At 64.9% G+C, this 20,552-nt stretch carries 23 protein-coding genes; 8 read left to right on the top strand and 15 right to left on the bottom strand.

Annotated elements, in window-relative coordinates; genetic code table 11:
• Positions 1 to 27: 27 nt before the first annotated feature.
• On the top strand, positions 28 to 774 hold the full coding sequence (locus CH273_RS06645) for an amidohydrolase family protein (RefSeq protein ID WP_032397393.1): 747 nt from the start codon (positions 28 to 30) through the stop codon (positions 772 to 774).
• Between the two features lies 1 nt (position 775).
• On the opposite strand, the gene CH273_RS06640 is transcribed toward CH273_RS06645, so the two are convergent.
• Complete coding sequence (locus tag CH273_RS06640; protein WP_032397139.1) at positions 776 to 1,258, bottom strand: DUF456 domain-containing protein; 483 nt, start codon at positions 1,256 to 1,258, stop codon at positions 776 to 778.
• Between the two features lie 24 nt (positions 1,259 to 1,282).
• Positions 1,283 to 2,479 (bottom strand): formate-dependent phosphoribosylglycinamide formyltransferase, encoded by a 1,197-nt coding sequence (gene purT / locus CH273_RS06635; RefSeq protein ID WP_032397140.1) that lies wholly within the window; start codon positions 2,477 to 2,479, stop codon positions 1,283 to 1,285.
• A gap of 95 nt (positions 2,480 to 2,574) precedes the next feature.
• Between purT and CH273_RS06630 the strand changes: the two genes are divergently transcribed.
• Positions 2,575 to 3,651: a CaiB/BaiF CoA transferase family protein gene (locus tag CH273_RS06630; RefSeq protein WP_032397394.1), complete on the top strand. Its 1,077-nt coding sequence runs from the start codon at positions 2,575 to 2,577 to the stop codon at positions 3,649 to 3,651.
• A gap of 85 nt (positions 3,652 to 3,736) precedes the next feature.
• Here the strand turns inward: CH273_RS06630 and yczR are convergent, their stop codons facing one another.
• The gene (gene yczR / locus CH273_RS06625) at positions 3,737 to 5,218 is read right to left on the bottom strand and encodes a MocR-like transcription factor YczR (protein WP_032397141.1); all 1,482 of its coding nucleotides are present in this window, start codon (positions 5,216 to 5,218) and stop codon (positions 3,737 to 3,739) included.
• 91 nt (positions 5,219 to 5,309) lie between these two features.
• On the opposite strand from yczR, the gene CH273_RS06620 reads away from it, so the two are divergent.
• The gene (locus tag CH273_RS06620; protein ID WP_032397142.1) at positions 5,310 to 5,834 is read left to right on the top strand and encodes a methylated-DNA--[protein]-cysteine S-methyltransferase; all 525 of its coding nucleotides are present in this window, start codon (positions 5,310 to 5,312) and stop codon (positions 5,832 to 5,834) included.
• A 67-nt stretch (positions 5,835 to 5,901) separates the two neighbouring features.
• Here the strand turns inward: CH273_RS06620 and CH273_RS06615 are convergent, their stop codons facing one another.
• The 8 genes from CH273_RS06615 to CH273_RS06580 form a co-directional block, all read right to left on the bottom strand.
• Positions 5,902 to 6,342 (bottom strand): LGFP repeat-containing protein, encoded by a 441-nt coding sequence (locus CH273_RS06615; protein WP_032397143.1) that lies wholly within the window; start codon positions 6,340 to 6,342, stop codon positions 5,902 to 5,904.
• Between the two features lie 88 nt (positions 6,343 to 6,430).
• Positions 6,431 to 8,119, bottom strand: coding sequence for a signal peptidase I (locus CH273_RS06610; RefSeq protein WP_052049997.1), 1,689 nt, complete (start codon positions 8,117 to 8,119; stop codon positions 6,431 to 6,433).
• A gap of 3 nt (positions 8,120 to 8,122) precedes the next feature.
• Entirely contained in the window at positions 8,123 to 8,731 is a 609-nt protein-coding gene (locus CH273_RS06605; protein ID WP_032397144.1) for a SipW-dependent-type signal peptide-containing protein, read from the bottom strand.
• Positions 8,731 to 9,240, bottom strand: coding sequence for a hypothetical protein (locus tag CH273_RS06600; RefSeq protein ID WP_032397145.1), 510 nt, complete (start codon positions 9,238 to 9,240; stop codon positions 8,731 to 8,733). Before CH273_RS06600 ends, CH273_RS06605 begins: the two co-directional genes overlap by 1 nt.
• Positions 9,237 to 9,836, bottom strand: coding sequence for a signal peptidase I (locus CH273_RS06595; RefSeq protein WP_032397146.1), 600 nt, complete (start codon positions 9,834 to 9,836; stop codon positions 9,237 to 9,239). Before CH273_RS06595 ends, CH273_RS06600 begins: the two co-directional genes overlap by 4 nt.
• Positions 9,833 to 10,393 (bottom strand): hypothetical protein, encoded by a 561-nt coding sequence (locus tag CH273_RS06590; RefSeq protein WP_032397147.1) that lies wholly within the window; start codon positions 10,391 to 10,393, stop codon positions 9,833 to 9,835. The genes CH273_RS06595 and CH273_RS06590 overlap by 4 nt, the downstream gene beginning before the upstream one ends.
• 9 nt (positions 10,394 to 10,402) lie before the next feature.
• Positions 10,403 to 10,951 (bottom strand): alternate-type signal peptide domain-containing protein, encoded by a 549-nt coding sequence (locus CH273_RS06585; protein WP_032397148.1) that lies wholly within the window; start codon positions 10,949 to 10,951, stop codon positions 10,403 to 10,405.
• Positions 10,952 to 11,374: 423 nt separating this feature from the next.
• Positions 11,375 to 12,664: an adenylosuccinate synthase gene (locus CH273_RS06580; RefSeq protein WP_032397149.1), complete on the bottom strand. Its 1,290-nt coding sequence runs from the start codon at positions 12,662 to 12,664 to the stop codon at positions 11,375 to 11,377.
• A gap of 202 nt (positions 12,665 to 12,866) precedes the next feature.
• Between CH273_RS06580 and CH273_RS06575 the strand changes: the two genes are divergently transcribed.
• The 3 genes from CH273_RS06575 to CH273_RS06565 all read left to right on the top strand — a co-directional run bounded on the left by CH273_RS06575 (position 12,867) and on the right by CH273_RS06565 (position 14,888).
• On the top strand, positions 12,867 to 13,532 hold the full coding sequence (locus CH273_RS06575; RefSeq protein WP_032397150.1) for a hypothetical protein: 666 nt from the start codon (positions 12,867 to 12,869) through the stop codon (positions 13,530 to 13,532).
• Entirely contained in the window at positions 13,529 to 14,302 is a 774-nt protein-coding gene (locus CH273_RS06570; RefSeq protein WP_032397151.1) for a site-2 protease family protein, read from the top strand. The genes CH273_RS06575 and CH273_RS06570 overlap by 4 nt, the downstream gene beginning before the upstream one ends.
• 118 nt (positions 14,303 to 14,420) lie before the next feature.
• Positions 14,421 to 14,888: a pyridoxamine 5'-phosphate oxidase family protein gene (locus tag CH273_RS06565; RefSeq protein ID WP_032397396.1), complete on the top strand. Its 468-nt coding sequence runs from the start codon at positions 14,421 to 14,423 to the stop codon at positions 14,886 to 14,888.
• Here the strand turns inward: CH273_RS06565 and CH273_RS06560 are convergent.
• From CH273_RS06560 to CH273_RS06550, 3 genes are all read right to left on the bottom strand, one after another.
• Positions 14,878 to 15,807: a cation diffusion facilitator family transporter gene (locus tag CH273_RS06560; RefSeq protein WP_032397152.1), complete on the bottom strand. Its 930-nt coding sequence runs from the start codon at positions 15,805 to 15,807 to the stop codon at positions 14,878 to 14,880. The genes CH273_RS06565 and CH273_RS06560 overlap by 11 nt on opposite strands.
• Positions 15,808 to 15,885: 78 nt before the next feature.
• Positions 15,886 to 16,953 (bottom strand): FUSC family protein, encoded by a 1,068-nt coding sequence (locus CH273_RS06555; RefSeq protein WP_094614127.1) that lies wholly within the window; start codon positions 16,951 to 16,953, stop codon positions 15,886 to 15,888.
• A gap of 64 nt (positions 16,954 to 17,017) precedes the next feature.
• The gene (locus CH273_RS06550) at positions 17,018 to 17,434 is read right to left on the bottom strand and encodes a DUF3151 domain-containing protein (protein ID WP_032397398.1); all 417 of its coding nucleotides are present in this window, start codon (positions 17,432 to 17,434) and stop codon (positions 17,018 to 17,020) included.
• A 149-nt stretch (positions 17,435 to 17,583) separates the two neighbouring features.
• Here CH273_RS06550 and CH273_RS06545 point away from each other — a divergent pair, with 149 nt between their 5' ends.
• Positions 17,584 to 18,372: an Rv0361 family membrane protein gene (locus tag CH273_RS06545; protein WP_143546182.1), complete on the top strand. Its 789-nt coding sequence runs from the start codon at positions 17,584 to 17,586 to the stop codon at positions 18,370 to 18,372.
• Positions 18,373 to 18,456: 84 nt separating this feature from the next.
• Here CH273_RS06545 and fbaA read toward each other — a convergent pair whose 3' ends face one another.
• Positions 18,457 to 19,497 (bottom strand): class II fructose-bisphosphate aldolase, encoded by a 1,041-nt coding sequence (fbaA, locus tag CH273_RS06540; protein ID WP_032397153.1) that lies wholly within the window; start codon positions 19,495 to 19,497, stop codon positions 18,457 to 18,459.
• Between the two features lie 323 nt (positions 19,498 to 19,820).
• On the opposite strand from fbaA, the gene CH273_RS06535 reads away from it, so the two are divergent.
• Positions 19,821 to 20,525, top strand: coding sequence for a VTT domain-containing protein (locus CH273_RS06535; RefSeq protein ID WP_045198665.1), 705 nt, complete (start codon positions 19,821 to 19,823; stop codon positions 20,523 to 20,525).
• Positions 20,526 to 20,552 lie beyond the last annotated feature (27 nt).

Genomic DNA, 20,552 nt, shown 5'->3' with positions numbered 1-20,552 from the left:
GCCGCGACGCCGAATGCGCGAGCTGGCATGCTGGGGCCCGTGTTCGACGCCCACCTACACATCATCGACCCCGCGTTTCCGCTCATCGAGAACCACGGTTTCCTGCCCGATCCGTACACCGTCTCGAACTACCTCTACGACGTCGACGGGCTCGGTATCACCGGTGGCGCAGTGGTCTCGGGATCGTTCCAGGGCACCGACCAGACCTACCTGCTCGCGGCGTTGAAGACCCTGGGGCGTGGCTGGGTGGGCGTCACTCAGATCGATCCGGAGTGCTCCGACGAGGACATCGTCGCGCTGGACGACGCGGGTGTCCGCGGAATGCGGTTCAACCTCAAGCGCGGCGAGACGGACGTCCAGATGCTCACCACCCAGGCGCGGCGCGTGCACGAACTGGTGGGATGGCACGCCGAGCTGTACGTCGATGCGTCCCTGCTGCTCTCCCTCGAACCCATCCTCGCGAAGCTGCCGGCCGTGAGCATCGACCACCTGGGACTGTCGACGCAGGGCCTGCCGTATCTGCTCGACCTCGTCGACCGCGGAGTACGCGTCAAGGCAACGGGATTCGGCCGGGTGGACCTCGACATCATCGACACTCTGCAGAAGATTCATCGCGTGAATCCGGCAGCATTGATGTTCGGCACCGATCTACCGGGCACCCGCGCCCCGCGTCCGTTCTCGGAGACCGACATCGACATCATTTCTCACGCCGTCGGCGGCGACCTCCCGGCAGTGCTCGACGGCAACGCCCGGGCCTGGTATCGGGTCTCCTGATCTATACGAGCACGGCTCCCCCGAGCCACACCGCCGAGGCGAGCAACGCGCCGAACAGCTCCACCAGGATGGACAGTCCTGCCGCCTTGGTGGCGTGCACGGTCGATCTCCATGCCTCGGAATGATTGCGATGCCTGGGCACCTCGGCGACGTAGACGCCGGCGATGAAGCCGACGAACAGTCCGACGACGGGGATGACGAAGAATCCGACGATGCCGAGCAGTCCGCCGATCATCAACGATCGCATCGGCACTCCGGCCTCCCGCATGCGCCGGCCCGGCCAGGTGTACTTCACGACGCCGCTCAGAACCAACAACACCGTCGCGATCGCGAACACCGTCCAGGCGGCGGCTCCGCCGGTGACCCACGCCCACACTGCGACGGCCGCGAAGATCAAGATGGTGCCCGGCAGAATCGGGACGACGATACCGACGAGACCGACCAGAATCACCAGGCCGACCAGGACCTCACCGAGCACGCTCATGGGCTCAGTGTGCCCTGTGCCGAGTCAGACGACAGGACGAACCTTGCCTGCTGCCTCGCGGGCCCTGGTCCGTGCCGTCTCGATGTCCGAGGCCGTCGACACCGCGACGCCCATCCGGCGTCGGACGAAACTCGTCGGCTTGCCGAACAGGCGAAGATCGGTCTCGGGGACGGCCAGCGCATCGGCGACGCCCTCGAAGTGAATGCCGTCCGCGTCGACACCGCCGTAGATCACCGCCGACGCACCCGGCGACAGCAGCGTCGTGTCGATCGGCAGACCCAGAACGGCGCGGGCATGCAACTCGAACTCCGAGAACCGTTGCGTACGAAGCGTCACCAGGCCCGTATCGTGCGGCCGCGGACTGACCTCGGAGAAGTACACGTTGTCGCCCTGCACGAACAGTTCGACACCGAACAACCCACGCCCACCGAGCGCCGTCGTGATTCGCTCGGCGACGTCGCGTGCACCGGCCAGGGCCGCGTCGGACATCGGTTGTGGTTGCCAGGATTCGATGTAGTCGCCGGATTCCTGCAGGTGCCCGATCGGCTCGCAGAACGAAGTTCCGTCGCCCGCTCGAACGGTGAGAAGTGTTATCTCGTAATCGAAATCGACGAATCCCTCGACGATGACACGGCCGAGGTCGACGCGACCGCCCTTCAGGGCGTAGTCCCACGCCGCTTCGACGTCGTCCTCGCTGCGCACGACGGACTGCCCCTTGCCCGACGAGGACATGACGGGCTTGAGAACGGCAGGAAAGCCGATGGTGGACAACGCTTCTCGTACGTCTTCCAGCGAATCGGCGAACGCGTACGGTGACGTCGGCAGCCCGAGCTCTTCGGCGGCGAGACGCCTGATGCCCTCACGGTTCATGGTCAACTGCGTCGCGCGCGCCGTCGGGATCACCACACTCCTACCCCGCGCTTCGACCTCGGCCAGGGCATCGGTCGCGATGGCCTCGATCTCCGGCACCACGAAATCCGGCTGCTGCGAATCGATCAGCGCCAGTAGTTCTTCGGGGTTGCTCATGTCGATCGTGAACGCGTGATGAGCCACCTGATGGCCAGGGGCGTTGTCGTAGCGATCGACGGCGATCACCTCGACGCCGAGGCGCTGGAACGCGATGATCACCTCTTTGCCCAGCTCACCCGAGCCGAGCAGCATCACCCGGGTGGCCCCGGGAGTGAGCGGTGTACCGATACGGACGGGATCTGGGGCAGTCACAGCCCTATTATCCACACCCCGATCGGTTGGACGACCTAGTACAAGTTAGTCTCCATTCACATTCGCAGGTGACGAGTCGGAACGAGGCAAACAACGTGTCGAACACTGGTGGACCACTCGCAGGGCTTCGCGTGGTCGAACTCGCGGGCATCGGGCCCGGCCCGCACGCCGCACTGCTGCTGGCCGACCTCGGCGCAGACGTCGTACGCGTCCAGCGTGCCGGGCAGATCTCTGCCCACGACCACCAGCTGCGCAGTCGCACCATCGTCGAGGCCAACCTCAAGGATCCGGCCGACATCGAGAAGGTGCTCGGTCTCGTCGAACGCGCCGACGTGCTGATCGAGGGCTTCCGACCCGGCGTCACCGAACGCCTCGGCCTCGGACCCGACGACGCCCTCGCCCGCAACCCGCGCCTGGTCTACGGCCGCATGACCGGCTGGGGCCAGCAAGGCCCGTGGGCGCAGACCGCAGGCCACGACATCAACTACATCTCCGTCACCGGTGTGCTGAACGCAATCGGTCGCGAGGGCGAGCGCCCCGTGCCGCCGCTCAACATGGTCGGCGACTTCGGCGGGGGCTCGATGTTCCTCGTCTTCGGCATCATGGCGGCGCTCTACGAGCGCCAGAACTCCGGGCAGGGCCAGGTGGTCGACGCAGCCATGGTCGACGGCACCGCCGCACTCTCGCACATGATCTGGGCCTGGCGTGGCGTCGGAGCCTGGAGCGACGACCGTGGCACGAACCTGCTCGATACCGGCGCACCGTTCTACGACACCTACGAGACCTCGGACGGCCGGTACATGGCAGTCGGCTCGCTCGAGCCGCAGTTCTACGCCCAGCTGCTCACCGGCCTCGGCCTCGCCGATGCGGACCTCCCGCCGCAGATGGACAAGTCGCGCTGGCCCGAGCTGCGCGAGAGATTCACCTCGACGTTCCTGTCCAAGACCCGCGACGAATGGGCCGCGATCTTCGACGGCACCGACGCCTGCGTATCGCCGGTCCTCACCTTCGCCGAGGCCCCGAACCATCCGCACATGAAGGACCGCGACTCCCTCATCGACATCGGCGGCGTCACCCAGCACCGCCCGGCACCGCGCTTCTCCCGCACCGAAAACGGAGTCCCGACGCCACCGCCCGCCGCAGCAACCGATATCGCGTCGGTCTGGGTCTGATCTGTTTGCGCCGAACTCGAAGTTGTGGACGCTTTTCGGCTGATTTCCGTCCATAACTTCGAGTTCGCGGTCAGAACATGGCCGCTCAGAACACCAGGGCCGGCTGCTCCGATTCGGCGCTGGGAGCGAGGGCACGATAAGCAGCAGCCGTGGCCATCACCGCGGCCCGAAGCTCCTGTGGCTCACGGGTGTACGGCAACCTGAGGTAGCGCTCGAACGCACCCTCGACGCCGAATCGCGGGCCTGCCGCCAGCACTGCGCCGAATGCGGGCGCGGTGGCGGCGAGCGCACTCGACACCGGCGCAGGCAGCTGCAACCACAGCGACATGCCGCCCTCGGAGCGTCGGTACCGCCAGTCCGGAAGATGTTCGGCCAGAGCATCTTCGAGCACGTCACGACGCTCGCGCAAGTGCGATCGACGGAGCTCGAGCGCGGGTTCGGCGTCCTGTAACAGGAACGAGGACGCCAACTGATCCATGATCGAGGTACCGAGGTCGTGCGCTGCCCGCGAGCCCGCGAGCTGTGAGACGAGCGACGGATGCGCTCTGATCCATCCGATGCGCAGTCCGCCCCAGAACGACTTGGACGCCGAACCGATCGTGACGATGTCGGAACCCGAGACCCGCCCGAACGACGCGACCGGCGGCGGCGGCGGGGCGTCGAGCCATAGGTCCACCATGGTTTCGTCGACGATGAGCGTCATGCGGGTGTCGCGGGTGATGCGGGCGAGTTCGGCCCGCCCCTCGGCACCGAGCACCTGCCCGGTTGGATTGTGGAAGTCCGGAATCAGATACGCGACCTTGGCTGCCGTTTGCCGTGCTGCACTGCGGATCCCGTCGAGATCCCAGTCGCCGTCGGCCGGACGTACCGGCACCGGTACGGGACGGGCACCCACTCGCCTGATGGCTTCGAGGGCGTTGGGATAGGTCGGGTGATCGATCAGCACCCGGTCGCCGGGCGAGGTCAAGGTACCCAGCAGCAGCCGAACTGCTTGCTGCGCACCGGAAGTGACCATGATCTGGTCGGCCGTCGTCGGCAGGCCACGCTCGACGAAGCGTTGCGCGATGGCCTCCCGCAGCACCGCCAGACCGATGGGCTCCATGCCGTGCGTCGGAAGATAGGTCGGAAGTGCTTGCAGCGCAGAATCGTACGCCGCAGTCATGGTGCCGTCCGCTGCTGCCATCGCTGCGTGAGACATGTCCACGACCGGACCCGAAGGCGATGTCGACTGAATCAACATTCCGTTGGGGGTGGGCCCAGCGGGCAGAGCGACGGTACTGCGTGATCCCTGCTTGCTGATCAGATAACCCTCGTCTCGCAGCACCGAGTACGAGGACGTGATGGTGGTACGACTGAGATCGAGAGCCGCGGACAGATCACGCTCACTGGGCAAACCGACGCCGAGCGGAATGCGACCGTCGTGAATCAGCAGTCGAACGCCATCGGCCAATGCGCGATACGTCGGACGCGACGCCTTGCGCCTCCCGGATCCGTCCGAGGACGCGTCGCCGCGCCAGCTGCCGAGATCGCGGGCCAGTGACGTTGCATTGAGGACTCTCGAAGCCATGCACTCCAGTATTCGCTCACTGGCCTCCGATATTCAAGTCCATTGCGCATTCCACTGGACTGCCACACGAGGGCAGGTGGATACTGGACCGATGCCGAGCAGCACGCTCTTCGACACCTCCATCGGCCGTTGCGGAATCGCCTGGACCGACGACGGCGTGCTCGCCGTCGCCCTGCCCGAGCCGTCGGACGAGGCGATGCTGGACTATCTGAACCGCTTCGGCGCAGCAACAGGTCCTGTCGACGCGTTGGCGGCCGACGCGATCGCGCGAATCGTCGCCCTGCTCGATGGACGGACAGTCGACATGAGCCCGATTCCGCTGGTCCTCGACATCTCGGAATTCGACGCCTCGGTGTACACCGTGTGCAGCAGCATCCCCCGGGGCGCGACACTCACCTACGGCGACATTGCCCGCCGACTCGGCCACCCCGGTGCAGCCCAGGCCGTAGGCGGCGCGTTGGGACGCAACCCCGTGCCGATCATCGTCCCGTGCCATCGGGTACTCGGCGCAGGCACGGAAGTCGGCGGCTTCTCGGCACCGGGTGGCGCGAACACCAAACAGAAAATACTCGGCATCGAAGAAGTCCCAGGATTCGACGAGCCGACATTGTTCTGAGCCGCTTCATCGACGAACAAAACCGAGAGACCGAATAATTGGATCGAAACGGGGAGCAAGAACGGATTCAGGCAGAAATACCGAGTGCGTCGATGGGAGCGTCCACCGCCGATACCAATTCAGCTTCCGGGCCCGGAGTCACATCGGATTCCTCGTGCCGACCACCGATGGTGAATGCACCCACCTCCGGCAACCATCCGATAGCTCCGCGTTGAAAGAGGTTGTAGCGACCGGATCCGGTGGGTGTCGGACGCTCGTTGCTGATCGGATAGCCAAGTGCGCCATAGGGTCCCCCGTGACCGAGGTACCAGTCGAGGATCGGACCGTGCACTTCGTGCGCGCCACCCTCGGGAAGCGCGAAGACGGTAGCGTGCGTGAATTCGAGCATTCCCCCACCCTCGGGGCCGAGCATGAATTCACCGGCCTGAGCGCCGATCCATGGATGTTCGTATGCGAAGCGATCGAATTGGTAGCTGAAAACTTCCAATCCGTTGTAATTCTCAGTCATCGCTCGACCTTCCGTCGATTTACCTGGGCGCAATTATCCACGCAGGCGAGCAGATGTGCAGTTCGATTCCGACATATATGTGACGGCACTAATTCAAGAGCACGAGAATATCCGCCGGAATTTGTTCCGTCGCCGTCGGATCGATCACCGTTCGCGACCACGAACCGCCGGTGCTGTCGAGACGAACGAGACGATCGGGACCGAGCAGCCACAGCTGATCCCCGGCCGACCAATTCACGCCGTAGCCGAATGCCTCACTGGACGTGGCGGGAGCGCTGTACTGGACTGCTCCGGCTGCGTCGACGATCTGCAGAGTCGGAGCGCCGTCGATGTCGACCACCCGGGCCGTCGATGCACCCGACGGCGAGGTCACCGGGGCGGACAGCGCCGCAGGTGCCGGCGGGGTGGTCGTTGTCGTGGTTGTAGTGGTGGTCGGAGGTGGGGCCACCGCCGCGGGTGTGTCGGTGGTGGACGGGACAGTCGTGGACGGCGGGACAGTCGTGGACGGCGGAACCTCGACCGACGGCGCAGTCGTTCCGGGTACTGCGGTTGACTCCGGTGCCAGAGTGGTGGGGGTGGATGTCGTGGAGGACGGAGTGGTTGCCTCGGGAGCGATCGCCTGCGGGGCGCTGCGGGCTGCGGCAGCGGCAGCGGCAGCGGTGCCTCCGCACCGCGCACTTGCAGCCAATCCGAGAAGTAGGCCGTTGCTCATGGTCAAGTTCACGGTCGGGCTCGGCTGCGAGAACCTCGTGCCCGATTTGGTTCGGATGGATGCGGTGTACACGCCGTCGAGTACAGGGGCCAGTGGCAGCGGCAGCAATTCCAGGAGGGCTCCGTTTTCCACTGCTTGAGTGATGACCACCCCGGTAGCAGCGGTCCCGTCTACCGCGAACTCACGGTCGTTCTCGCCTGCCTTCTTCAAGGTCAACTGGTACGTGTACTGCGACCCGCGTGATGGAAAACTGAGATTCACGAATCGAATCGCACCGACAAGACCCCGCTCGGCATTCGTACAAGTCAGCGACAGCGGCGCGGGGATCGGCAATGCTGTGGTGATGGTGCCGCTGAGGGCCGTTGCCGTGTCTTGCCCCGCAGCAAGGGTTGTCGGAGTGTTCGACGCAGTGATGCCCACTGCCGAGATGGCCGCCAGTGCGAGCACCACACCGAGGGTGGACGTCCCGTGTCCCTGGGCGCTGTGCCGTCCGCTGGGCGGTTCCTGCGGTCGATCGTCGTCGTCCGGCTGCGCAAAGGACTCCACAGTGGACCTACGAAATCCGAACGCGGTCATGAGAAGTACGCCGACGGCGATGCCACCGATGAACACTGCGACCGGGCCGCTGAGCCAGGTGACCGCGTAGCCGAGTTTCCCGACGCTGAAGAACACACGATCGGCCTCGGACACGACGTAGCTCTCGGCATCGGGCTCGGGGTTCGCATCACCCTGAAGGAACAGTTGCACACTGTCGGTTCCGACTGCGCCGATCTCGACCACGCGGTGGGTGATTCCTGCTCCCGACGCGTTGGTGACCTTGACGATGTCCCCCACTCGAATGTCGGTTGCGGGGGTCGTCTTGCTCAGTGCCAGCGCCCCGGTGTCGATGGCCGGGGCCATGGAGCCGGACCGAAAGACCAACGGGGTGATACCGAATAACACGGCCGCGAGCGCGAACAGCACACAGACGAGCCCGGAGACAGCGCCGACGGTCAGTGCGATCTCGCGAAGCAGACGCCGGCCGGATGGCGCTCCGGTAGCCGAGGCTGCGTGGGTATCGGACATGATCTACGACGACGTCGCGGTGATGGTGTACGTGATGGTTCCGGTAGCAACGGGATTAGGCGGAGCCGTACCGGTCGGCATGGTCACGCTGATACACAGCTGATCACTGCCGTTGACGGGAAGCGAACGATTCAAGGCAGGGAATTGCTTCGAGGTTCCGAGGCCGGAGACCGTGCTGACGGCGGCACCTGTGCATGCACCCCCCGATGGAAGTCCGCTGTGCACCGAGGAATTGAGCACATTGCCCAGCGCAGTGTTACTGGCCAGCACGGAGATGGTGTAGGTGTTGGCGACGGATCCGGTCGCATTGCTCACCAGCAGCCCGGCTGCGACGGTATCCCCGGGGAAGATCGCGGGATTGGCCAAAGTCGTCGAGAACGCGATCGGATTGTTGTCCACCGCGGGGTCACCGACTTTGATATCGAGCCTGCCGGTCGTGAAGGTGCCTGACGTCGCAGTCGCCGTATCCGACCATGCAGCAAGGGTTCCCACCGCGCCGAGGCCGAGCACGATACCGATCGACATGAAGGCCCGAGCGCGCGCACTGATGAGCGCGGCACCGACGCGACGGAGAACCGTCTTCGGACCGACTGAGTCCTTGTGACGCGACATCAGGGCTGCGCCCCTTCCATATCCGTCCGCGCACCCGACGATTCCGGGCACTCGGCTCTGTTGCTGTTGTCCCACTGCACAACGAGATCGACTGCAGCAGAGGAGGACCAGGTGTCGTTTTCAGCTGCTTCGGCCATCGTGATCGTGGCGTCGATTCGCTTCTTCTGGCCGGCCTCGAGGTCGATCCATGCACACGATTCGGCCGACTTGCCGCCGCCGATCGACACGCTCAGAGCTCGGAGGAACGCCAGGTTGTCGCTGCCGAAGGTCAGCCAGAGACGCCCGTCCCGGTCGGTGTCGTTGAACACGTGGAACTGCGATTCACGCGAGTCGCCGGGAATCCACCGAATATCGTTGTCGAAGAATGCGCTTCGAAGGGTCGACGCCCACTCCATCCCGTCGTCGCTGTACTTGATCGTTTGCGCTCGGGTGGATCCGGCACCCATCAACAGAACGACTGCGACGCCGGCGAACGCTGCGGTGCAGGCGGCAAGACCGGGGTGCTTCATCGCGCCTGCTCTTTTCGGCTCCGGTAGCGATCGACACCGGCCCCGACGAACATCACCAGCGCATAGCCGAACAGACCGATCACGATGACCGCGACCGTGATCTTGCGCTGCTCACCGTTCAGCCAGTTGTTGACGTAGCCCATGTACGGCACCGAGTACCAGACCTTTCCGCGAATCTGCCCGATCTGCACCGGGTTCTCGTCGTCGGATCCGTTGTTGTCCCCGCGAGTGACATAGGTGGTGATACCTCGTCCGCTCTGCCGGGTCGCCACGATGCGGTGAGTCACCACTTCGGGCTCGCCCGAACGGATTTGGTAGGTGATCGGTGTGCCTACCCCGAGTTCGGCTGCATCGGCGGGCTTGACCACCACCAGGCTTCCCGGTGGGTACGTCGGCTTCATCGAGCTGGTGAGAATCGTGTACGGCGTCGAACCGGTGACTTTCGGAATGACGACGGTCACCCCGAGGACGAACAACATCGCCGCCAGAAGCGTGTACGACGCGATCCGGCTCACCCACCACCAGAGACCGGTCCGGTTCTCCTCGGATACGTCCGTGACGGTTTCGATCACGTCCGTGTCGTCGTCGGCACTCATGTCTGGTCCGCCCGGAACGAGAACGTCACCGTCGACGACGCGCTCTGCGGCGGAGTGGCACCGACGGCGAGCCGAAAGCACCACACTTCGCGGGCGCCTGCGGCCAACAGTCTGGCCGCCGGTGGCACCGGAGCTTGCGCACCACTGGCGTTTCCGTTGTACAGCAGTGTCGTCGGTCCCGTCGGTGTACCTGTCGCCGGGCAATTCGTCTCGGCCGCAACAGTTGTCGCAGTCAGAACAAGGGGGACTGTTCCGGTCGACGTGGTTCCTTGCAGTCGAAAGTTGAACGGTACGTTGCCGGAGTTCCGAATCGACAACGGTGCCTGCGAGAAACCGTTCGGTCCGAGACCGGTCGAACCGAGCGCAGCGAGAACGTAGTCGTTCACTTCTGCTCCGTTCGGGCCGACCTTGATGTCCAAGGTGCCGGAGTTGATGGTCCCGCCTCCGACGACCTCGTCGTCACGCCACAGCGCGCCCGTCGTCTGTGCTGATCCGAAGACCACCACCGCGACGGACGCGGCTGCGAGCGCCCAATAACGACCGTGCTTGTTCGTCACTGCAACAGATCAGGGACGGACCTGGTCGAGCGTCAGGGTGAAGTCGTTGAGGTCGACGCTCTCGTTCTGTGCGATGAGATCCGCAGTCGCTTCATCGAACGTAATGGTCACCTCGACGGAGATGGTCTGAGGCGACGTGGTCAGCGGTAGGTCCACGGCCGAACCGTTCGGAAGGGACGTTCCACCGTTGACCGACACCTCGGTGTCGAGAGCGGCAGCAAGGTCGGCGTCGCCGGCAACATTGGTGAAGTCCGCGGTGATCGAAGCGCGAAGATTGTCTCCTGCCCAATTGACGGCGTACTGGGTCGAGTACTCGAGAACGTCGCCCGGCACGATGAGGAAGCCGGACGGGTCGGCTCCGAGAGTCACGTTCGGAGTGACCGAGGTTTCGGTCCAGTTCGCGGTGCCGGCAACCGGAGCGAAATTGAGCTCACCGGAGTTGATCTCACCTCCGGTGACCGTTTCGGTGTCCTGCCAGAGCGCATAGGATCCCAAACCGCCGAGCAGCAGTACAGCTGCCGCCCCCGCGGCTATCGCGCCCTTGGTTGCCTTGTTCATTCGTTGTCGCTTTCTTCGGTGGCCCTTGTTCGCTAGGCCGAGGGGAGGTGACCCGGTTGTGGGTCGGTCGGCCGGAAGGTGGGCCTCCGCAACTTGTGCGATGTCCATTGTTTCGGCACGACCTCATCACCCGTTACCCAAGTGAAGGTAAAAGTCCGAGAGAATGTTCGGCAGCCCGTTTCATACTTTTGGTTTACACAACTACACGGTGTGTAAAGCTACCCGAATTACGAAAACTGCTGCCCTGCAGCGGATTTCCCAGCAAGACCGCTCGAATACAGCGAACACAGTACTTTTTCGCGCTGTTTTCCTACTGAAGGCGCTGTTTCCTCGCATTGGTGAGAGCGACTCCCGACGGCATGTCCGGGCACGAAAAAGCCCCGAGGCCATGGGCCTCGGGGCTTGGAGTTTCGCGTGGCCTGATTACCGCAGAATGTCCCGCCGAACGATGGTTTCGTCGCGGCCCGGTCCGACTCCGATGCACGACATGTACGCGCCCGAGAGCTCCTCGAGACGCAGGACGTAGTTCTGCGCGTTGATCGGCAGTTCCTCGAACGTACGGGCACCGGAGATGTCTTCCCACCAACCGGGCATCTCTTCGTAGATCGGCTTCGCATGATGGAAACCGGTCTGCGTCATCGGCATCTCGTCGTGGCGGACGCCGTCGACGTCGTACGCGACACAGATGGGCACCGTGTCCAGACTCGAGAGCACGTCGAGCTTGGTCAGGAAGTAATCGGTGATGCCGTTGACGCGGGTGGCGTACCGCGCGATGACGGCGTCGAACCAGCCCGTGCGTCGTGCCCGCCCGGTGGTGACGCCAACCTCGCCGCCCTGCTTGGCCAGGTATTCACCGTGATTGTCGAACAGCTCCGTCGGGAACGGGCCCGAGCCGACACGCGTCGTGTAGGCCTTCAGGATGCCGAGGACGGTCCCGATCTTGTTGGGGCCGATACCGGAACCGACCGATGCGCCGCCCGCCGTCGGGTTGGAGGACGTGACGTACGGGTACGTGCCGTGATCGACGTCGAGCAGAGTGCCCTGCGATCCCTCGAGCAGAATCGTCTCACCGCGCTCGAGAGCCAGGTTCAGCTGCAGCCTGGTATCGGTGATGCGGTGCTTGAAGCCCTCGGCCTGCTCGAGCACCTCGTCGACGACCTGCTGCGAGTCCAGCGCCCGCCGGTTGTAGATCTTCGAGAGCACCTGGTTCTTGAATTCCAGTGCAGCCTCGACCTTTTGGGTCAGGATCTTCTCGTCGAGCACATCGGCTGCCCGGACGCCGACGCGAGCGAGCTTGTCCTGGTAGCACGGCCCGATGCCGCGGCCGGTGGTTCCGATCTTCTTGGCTCCGAGGAAGCGTTCGGTCACCTTGTCGATGGCCACGTGGTACGGCATGATCAGGTGCGCATCGGCGCTGAGCAGCAGGTTCGTGGTGTCGACGTCACGCTTTTCCAGGCCGTCGAGTTCGGTGAGCAGCACACCCGGGTCGACGACGACGCCGTTGCCGATGACGTTCTTCACGCCGGCTGTGAGGATTCCCGACGGGATCAGGTGCAGCGCGAACTTGTCGCCGTTCGGGAGAACCACGGTGTGGCCGGCGTTGTTGCCGCCCTGGTAGCGAACGACCCACTGGAGTCGTTCGCCGAAAAGGTCGGTGGCTTTGCCTTTGCCCTCGTCGCCCCATTGGGCGCCGATCAGGACTATCGCCGGCATGTGCTCTCCTACGTTGCTTTCGTGCGAGGACGTGCTGCAGATATTGCTCGATCGAACGCAGCCGTCACCAATTGCCGCAGGCGCGACAGTGGCCGGGGGAACAGTCTAGCCGAGGCGGTGAGCTGGCCCGCATGCCGCTACGGTGGAGCCGAAACGAGGGCACTATGGTCGTTCGAGGGTTCACCGATGATCTAGGAGCGCCGTGACACCGTTCGTTCTGCACTGCGGAAACCCGCCGTTGCCGATCACGCTGACCGACGTCCCATTGCGCAACGCCGATGCCGTGCCTACCGACGACGACTGCAACGCACTGTTCGCCGACATCGAATCGGCCCCCGCACCGCGCATCATCGTGTTGGGCGACGACGCCTCGCTGGCCGCGGTCCTGACCAGGTTGATGCGCACCGAACGCCTCCACATCGAGGTCGCGTTCGTGCCCGATACCGCGACCAACGCCGCCCACATCTACAAGCTCGGCACCGGATCGCGCGCGGCCAAGGTGGCACTGACCGGCACAGCGTCGAGCACGCCCCTCATCCGCGACGACGCGGGCAAGGCCGTTGTCGGGCGGGCTCTGCTCGGCGGCGGTGGCGGCGCGGACCTCGAAGGCGAGGCGTACGTCGACGACACTCGGTTGTTCTCCGGAGTCGTTCCCGGCGTCGAGGTGGCACCGACCCCGGAGCTACCGGGCCTTCGTGCGCGGGTGATCAGCCGTCGACGACTGCTGCCGCGCCGCTGGGTGAGCGGACGCGCGATGCAGCTCGGCTCCCCCGCCGCAGACCTGATGCGCGACGGCATCGCCGGCGACAGAACAGTCAAGCGGTCGACGTTCTACCGTCACCACGAAGAGTGGTTGCTGGTCCGATGACCGTTCCGGTGCGCCGCAGTCCCGTTCTGCCGAGCCCAGTGTTCGTGGCCGTTCTCGCCGTCGCAGGAGTGGGCGGCGCGCTGGCGTGGACAGCGGAGGACGTCACCTCTCTCACCGCCCGACTCGGGGTGTTCGTGCTGGTGCTCGCCGGGTGGATCGCCTCGGTGTGCCTGCACGAATTCGGGCACGCGTACACCGCATTTCGGGCCGGCGACCGCGAAGTCGAACTCCGCGGCTATCTGACGCTCAACCCGCTCAAGTACACCCACCCGTTGCTCTCGATCGTGCTGCCGGTGCTGTTCATCGCGATCGGCGGAATCGGGCTTCCGGGCGGTGCCGTGTACCTGCGAACCGACCGATTCTCGGCCTCGACTCAGCGGCGCATCGCTCTCGCCGGACCGTTCGCCAACGCCGTTGTCGCCGTGGTCCTTCTGATCGTCATTCGGATGTTCGGCACCGACGGCACCCATCAGGCCTTCTGGTACGGGCTCAGCTTCCTGGCGTTCCTGCAGATCATGGCCACGATCCTGAACCTGATTCCGGTGCCCGGACTCGACGGATACGCCGCACTCGAACCCTCGCTCTCACCCGCCACCCGCGCCTCGCTGAACCAGTTCAAGGTTTACGGAATCCTCGTTCTCGTCGCGTTGCTGTTCGTGCCCGCGGTCAATTCCGCCTTCTTCGGGGCGATCTACACCCTGTTCGGGCTGTCCGGTGTTCCCGAGTTCTTCGCAGGCAACGGAAACTACCTGATGCGATTCTGGCTGTGACCCGAGCGCCGGGAAGGACTGCACGACACCGACCGTGACCGACGGGATTTCCGTCGCTGTCGAGAAGTTGTGTGCAGCAATTCCCGATTCGGTCGGTGGCGGGTCGCATAATTCCCCCATGACGACGTGGAACGACTTCTCGACAGCCGCCCCGAACCTGGCCTCGGCAGTGCAGGCCAGGTTCACCGCCCACAAACACCACGTACTCGCCACACTTCGGGCGGACGGCTCACCGCGCGTGAGCGGCACCGAGGTCGAGTTCGCCGACAGCGGTGTGCTGCGCCTCGGTTCGATGCTGGGGGCAGTCAAAGCACGAGATCTGCAGCGCGACGGACGGTTCGCGCTGCACAGCAATCCGGGTCACCATTCGATGGAGGGCGGGGACGCGAAGATCGGCGGCCGTGCCGTCGAGATCACCGATCCTGCTGCGCTGCAACCGATATTCGACGCCGCACCGGGTGAACTGGTGCCGTACCACGTGTTCGACCTCGACATCACCGAGGTCGTCCTGACGTCACTGGTGGACGATCACATGCAGATCGACGTGTGGCGTCCCGGCTCCGAGGTGCACACCGTCACCAGGTGAGCTCTTCCTTGCAGGTCCGGCCGTGCGCGGTAGGTTCGACCTGGACCGTGGCGTGGTCGAGACCGTAGGCGGACAGCAACGACCGGGCGCGATCGAGCACCATCGACGACGACCCCTCGCACTCGAGATGCACTGTGGCCACGTCCATTCCGGTGGTCAGCGTCCACACGTGCAGGTCGTGAACCCCCGTCACGCCCGGCAGCGCGCTCAGGTCGCCGGTCAATGCGTCGACGTCGACGTGCCCCGGACTGGCCTGGGTGAGAATGCGCAGTGCCGAGCCGGCGAGCTTGATCGCGCGCGGGATCACCCACAGGGAGATCAGGACACCGACGACGATGTCTGCCCAGGTCCATCCGAACACGACCATCAGCACGCCGGCGACGAGCACCCCGACGCTGCCGACCGCATCGGCCAGAACCTCCATGTACGCACCGCGGACGGCCAGGGAATCCTTGGCGTCGCCGCGAATGAGCAGCATGACGACGATATTGGCCGCGAGACCGGCTGTCGCAGTGAGAATCAACGGAACACCGGGGATTTCGGGAGCGTCGCCGATGCGCGAGATCGCCTCGTACATGATGAACGCCGCAACACCGAGCAGCAGAACGGCATTGGCGATGGCGGTCAACACTTCCGCCCGATGCCAGCCGAAAGTCCTTGCCGCTGCGGCACTTCCCTTGCGGGCGAGCACGAGTGCGATCAAGCCCATCGTCATGCCGAGCACATCGGTGAGCATGTGGCCCGCATCGGCGAGCAGGCCGAGCGAGCCGATCGCCACGGCGACGGTCGCCTCGACGACGAGAAACACCACCAGGATCGCGAGGGCGACGATCATCTTGCGAACGCGGGACCTGGGTGGCCCCGCACCCGCAGGCGTGTGTCCGCCCACGCCGTGGCTGTGCCCGTGACCCGCGCCCATGACTCCCCCTCGTGACTGCATCGACTTCCGGGAGTCACCATATGCGTACATACGCATATATGCAATGGTGTCCTCGGGTCACAACTCCGGAGGGACGTGCGGGTGCTTCACCGTCGGCGGAAGCGTCGCCAACGCAGAAATACGCTTGAGCCCGGCGACCTGCAGCAGGTCGACGATGATCGACCGCAACTGTGCCAGGACCACCGTTGCCGACAGACCGGCATTCGAGATCAACTCCGGTTTGGCACCGGCCGCAACCGACCGCAACACTCGTGCCGCCTCTGCCGCATCCGGCTTCTGCCCCGGATCGGCAAGGATCATCTGCCGCAGGACCTCCACCGCATGCGCCAATTTCTCCACTTCGTCGACGACGCGCGGATCGAGGATCTCGTCGTCGCGCACCAGCGTCAGCGATCGTCGCGCGAGCACCCGAATGTTGCGGACGGCGTTGTCGATGGGATCGGCCGTCGCCGCCAGCGACGCCAGACGGTTGCGGTGATTCCAGTACATCGGCGAGATTCGCGCGATCTCCCGGCCGCCCTTGAGATCGGTTCGCAGAGCATCGATACCCGACTGCGTCGCACGCGCCTTACGTAGCGCCTCCTCGATAGGCTTGGGATCGTTCGCCACCAAGCCGTCGGCCACCTTCTGCAACACACTCGCAGCCGTGGCCAACACACTCGCCGCATCCTTGCGGGCCCGCCACACCGGGTGCGTCGGGATCAACGCCACGATCGCGATGCCCACCAGACCACCGACCAACGCGTCGACCATGCGGTTGGGGCCACCCATGTTGCCGGGCGGGATGAGCGTGGCCACCAGCACCGCGGACGATCCGGCCTGCATCGCGATGATCGGCCCGCCGTCGAGGAACACCGCTGCCGACATCGCCAGCACCACGACCAGAGCGATCTGCCACGGCCCGCTACCGATCAGCGAGATGAGCAGATCTCCGATGCCGATGCCCACCGTCACTCCGACGACGAGCTCGGCCGATCGGCGCAGGCGAGCACCGAGCGAGACGCCGAGCGAGACGACAGCGGCGATCGGAGCGAAGAACGGGCTCTCGTGACCGACGATGTCCGTCGCCACGAACCACGCCACTCCCGCAGCCAACGCGCACTGAATGATCGGCAGCAGCGACAACTTCAGCCGAGCACTGCCCGACTTCAGCCGGGTTCGACCCCGCGCCCGGCTGGCGCGAGCCCGATCAGCCCAGGCCGAGCGCTTCTGCTGCCTTGGGGTCACAGTCTTCGAGGAGGTCGAGGCAGCGGGCGTACTCGTCGTGCTCGTTGATGTCGCGGGCCGCTTTGGCGAGGACTGCGACGCATCGGAGGAATCCTCGGTTGGGCTCATGGCTGTACGGGACCGGCCCGAATCCCTTCCATCCATTACGACGCAACTGGTCAAGACCTCGGTGGTAGCCGGTACGAGCGTAGGCGTACGCCGTGATGGTGGCTCCCGACTCGAGCGCCGCCTCGGCCAGGTAGGCCCACGCGATGGACGCCGTCGGATGCGCCGCCGCGACGGTCTCGGGTGCCTCGTGGTTCAGCAGCGCGGATTCGGCCTCGTCGTCGCCGGGCAACAGTGTGGGTTGGGGTCCGAGCAGATCACCGAAAGAAGTCATGGCGCTCATTGTGCCCCTACGTCACCGAATCGTGTCCGAACACCCCCGGTGGCGCTCGCGCCGAGCGCCCGACACGGTCGATAGGCTGCCAGCTGACGAAATCGAGAACTCGTGAGTTCTCGCAGGATTCGGTGAACGAGGGAGAACGCATGCCGGACGAGAAGAAGAAGGCGCCCTCCGAGGCCGACGCAGCCACCGAGAAGATCGATCTCCGCAAGAAGAAGGTCGACGAGCCGGCCGACGCAGCCACCGAGAAGATCGCCACTGCTCCGGCCGAGGAACCGGCCGCAGCGGAATCGAAGCCCGTCGCAAAGCCGACCGCGGCCCCGCGTCGTATCCCGCCCCGAAACCCGTCCGAGAATCGGACCAAAGATGTTGCGGCAGAGAAGAAATCACCCGCCGCCGTGCCACAACCAGTCGGGCCGAGAAGGATCGAACCGCAGAAACCGGGGTCGAAGCAGGTCGGTCCCCAGCGCATCGGACCCGACCCGACGGGACCCGGCACACCGAGTCACAAGAAGTGGTGGGCGGCGCTGGTGGCCGCAGTTGTCGTGATCGGGGCAGTGGCCGCCGGTGCATACCTGCTGATCGACCGCCCGAGCGTCGACGACTCCCCGGAGGCCCGGATCAGGACGACCGTCGAGTCGTTCACCAGAGCCTTGGCCGTCGGCGACCTCGCCACACTGCGCAGCACCTCGTGCGGTGACCTGGCGACGTTCTACCGAGACATACCCGACGCGGAATTCGCCGACGTCCATCGCGTCTCGCTCGAGCAGGGCAACATCCCCACCGTCGACAGCATCGACGCCATCCAGGTCGGTGACGACGACACCGCGATCGCTCAGGTGATCGCGCACACCGACGCGAACCCGAACGATCGCTCCCCGCGCACCTTCGACCTGCGCCTCGACGGCGACCAGTGGAAGGTGTGCAACTGACGGACGTGAGCGGCGGAGCCTGCGGGTCGTTCCGCAGGCTCCACTCCTACCTCGTAGCCGGCTACGAAGTTCCGCTCACGGGGATCAGCCGGCGCTGACGCTGCGACCGGCGGACTTGAGGTCGTTGCAGGCCTCGACGACACGGGCCGTCATCCCGGCCTCGGCCTTCTTGAGGTAGCTGCGCGGGTCGTAGGCCTTCTTGTTGCCGACCTCGCCGTCGACCTTGAGCACACCGTCGTAGTTGGAGAAGAAGTGTCCGGCGATGGGACGGCTGAACGCGTACTGGGTGTCGGTGTCGACGTTCATCTTCACCACGCCGTACTCGAGCGCCTCTTCGATCTCGCTCTTCGCCGAACCCGATCCACCGTGGAAGACGAAATCGAAGGGCTTGGATCCCGATGCCAGACCGAGCTTCTCCGACGCGACCCGCTGACCGTCTGCCAGCACCGACGGCTTGAGCTTGACGTTGCCCGGCTTGTACACGCCGTGCACGTTGCCGAAGGTCGCCGCCAGCAGGTAGCGCGAACCCGCGTCGCCTGCGCCCAGGGCCTCGACCGTCTTGAGGAAGTCCTCGTTCGAGGTGTAGAGCTTGTCGTTGATCTCGGCTTCGACGCCGTCTTCCTCGCCGCCGACGACACCGATCTCGACCTCGAGAATGATGTTCGCAGCCGCAGCGCGGGCCAGCAGATCCTTGGCGATCTCGAGGTTCTCGTCGATCGGGATGGCCGAGCCGTCCCACATGTGGGACTGGAACAGCGGGTTCTTGCCTGCGTCGACGCGCTCCTGCGAGATCGCGATCAGCGGACGAACGTACGTGTCCAGCTTGTCCTTGGGGCAGTGGTCGGTGTGCAGAGCGATGGTGACGTCGTACTTGGCCGCGATCACATGCGCGAACTCGGCGAGCGCCACGGCACCGACGACCATGTCCTTGATACCGAGCCCGGAGCCGAACTCGGCTCCGCCGGTCGAGAACTGGATGATGCCGTCGCTACCCGCGTCGGCGAATCCCTTGATGGCGGCGTTGATGGACTCGGAACCCACACAGTTGATTGCCGGAAAGGCGAACTTGTGTTCCTTCGCCCGGCCCAGCATCTCGGCGTAGACCTCGGGAGTTGCGATAGGCACGGCGTCATTCCTCCATAGAAAAGTTCGGTTGTGTCCAGTGCAGTATGGCAACCTCCCGGCCCGGTGTCGTGCGTACCCGCGTCACCCCGGTCATTCCGCAGGCTCCACTCCCGCGCCCCTCCGGTCATTCCGCAGGCTCCACTCCCGCGCCCCTCCGGTCATTCCGCAGGCTCCACTCCCGCTGACGTCGGCCGGGAGCGACGGCCCGTCGACGGTGCCGAACAAGCCATCACGTTCACAGCAGAGCGACACCATCTGTTCAGGACTTACCAGTTTCGGCCGGTAGTGTGGGCGCGGTGAGTCTCCTAGCTGCCTCGGAAACGATGACGACGAACCTGGCCCTGCTGCCGGGCTTTCTCGACCCGGTGAACCTGCTCAACTCCTTCGGGCACTGGGTGTTGATCGGGCTGCTGCTGGTGGTCTTCATCGAGTCCGGGCTGCTGTTTCCGCTGCTCCCAGGTGATTCCCTCCTCTTCACGGCCGGGTTGATCGCCGCGTCGAAGTCCACCGAGATCGAGCCGTTCGCGTCCATCTGGACCCTTGTCGTTCTGATCCCGATCGCGGCCATCCTCGGCGACCAGGTCGGCTATCTCATCGGCACCAAGGGTGGCGCGGCCCTGTTCAAGAGCAACGATTCGCGGTTCTTCAAGAAGAAGTACATCGACGAGTCGCACCTGTTCTTCGAGAAGCACGGCCCGATCACCATCATCCTGGCGCGCTTCGTACCGATCGTGCGTACGTTCGCACCGGTCGTCGCCGGTGCGTCGCACATGAAGTATTCGCTGTTCCTCACCTACAACGTCGTCGGCGGCGTCCTCTGGGGCGCGGGCGTGACGGTGCTGGGGTACCTGCTCGGGCAGATCGCGTTCATCCGCGAGCACGTCGACATCATCTTCCTGATCATCGTCGCCGTCTCCGTCCTCCCCATCGTCGCCGAGGTCGGCAAGCGCATGATCAAGGCCCGCAAGACCCCGCTCGGGGAGGCGGCCGACGTGATCGAGGCCGACGCCCCGGACACCAAGTCCTGATCGAGATCTTCCGAAAGTGATCGAGTC

Source organism: Rhodococcus sp. 05-339-2, assembly GCF_002258965.1.
GTDB lineage: Bacteria > Actinomycetota > Actinomycetes > Mycobacteriales > Mycobacteriaceae > Rhodococcoides.
The sequence above is the reverse complement of the archived record's forward strand: the minus strand, read 5'-3'. Positions and strand labels throughout refer to the sequence as shown.

Excerpts from the sequence above, each read along its gene's own strand:
- CH273_RS06645 (WP_032397393.1), top strand. The coding sequence starts at position 28 with ATGCTGGGGCCCGTGTTCGACGCCCACCTACACATCATCGACCCCGCG.
- CH273_RS06640 (WP_032397139.1), bottom strand. The coding sequence starts at position 1,258 with ATGAGCGTGCTCGGTGAGGTCCTGGTCGGCCTGGTGATTCTGGTCGGT.
- yczR (WP_032397141.1), bottom strand. The coding sequence starts at position 5,218 with ATGGCTTCGAGAGTCCTCAATGCAACGTCACTGGCCCGCGATCTCGGC.
- CH273_RS06620 (WP_032397142.1), top strand. The coding sequence starts at position 5,310 with ATGCCGAGCAGCACGCTCTTCGACACCTCCATCGGCCGTTGCGGAATC.
- CH273_RS06615 (WP_032397143.1), bottom strand. The coding sequence starts at position 6,342 with ATGACTGAGAATTACAACGGATTGGAAGTTTTCAGCTACCAATTCGAT.
- CH273_RS06610 (WP_052049997.1), bottom strand. The coding sequence starts at position 8,119 with ATGTCCGATACCCACGCAGCCTCGGCTACCGGAGCGCCATCCGGCCGG.
- CH273_RS06605 (WP_032397144.1), bottom strand. The coding sequence starts at position 8,731 with ATGTCGCGTCACAAGGACTCAGTCGGTCCGAAGACGGTTCTCCGTCGC.
- CH273_RS06600 (WP_032397145.1), bottom strand. The coding sequence starts at position 9,240 with ATGAAGCACCCCGGTCTTGCCGCCTGCACCGCAGCGTTCGCCGGCGTC.
- CH273_RS06595 (WP_032397146.1), bottom strand. The coding sequence starts at position 9,836 with ATGAGTGCCGACGACGACACGGACGTGATCGAAACCGTCACGGACGTA.
- CH273_RS06585 (WP_032397148.1), bottom strand. The coding sequence starts at position 10,951 with ATGAACAAGGCAACCAAGGGCGCGATAGCCGCGGGGGCGGCAGCTGTA.
- CH273_RS06580 (WP_032397149.1), bottom strand. The coding sequence starts at position 12,664 with ATGCCGGCGATAGTCCTGATCGGCGCCCAATGGGGCGACGAGGGCAAA.
- CH273_RS06570 (WP_032397151.1), top strand. The coding sequence starts at position 13,529 with ATGACCGTTCCGGTGCGCCGCAGTCCCGTTCTGCCGAGCCCAGTGTTC.
- CH273_RS06565 (WP_032397396.1), top strand. The coding sequence starts at position 14,421 with ATGACGACGTGGAACGACTTCTCGACAGCCGCCCCGAACCTGGCCTCG.
- CH273_RS06560 (WP_032397152.1), bottom strand. The coding sequence starts at position 15,807 with ATGGGCGCGGGTCACGGGCACAGCCACGGCGTGGGCGGACACACGCCT.
- CH273_RS06550 (WP_032397398.1), bottom strand. The coding sequence starts at position 17,434 with ATGACTTCTTTCGGTGATCTGCTCGGACCCCAACCCACACTGTTGCCC.
- CH273_RS06545 (WP_143546182.1), top strand. The coding sequence starts at position 17,584 with ATGCCGGACGAGAAGAAGAAGGCGCCCTCCGAGGCCGACGCAGCCACC.
- CH273_RS06535 (WP_045198665.1), top strand. The coding sequence starts at position 19,821 with ATGACGACGAACCTGGCCCTGCTGCCGGGCTTTCTCGACCCGGTGAAC.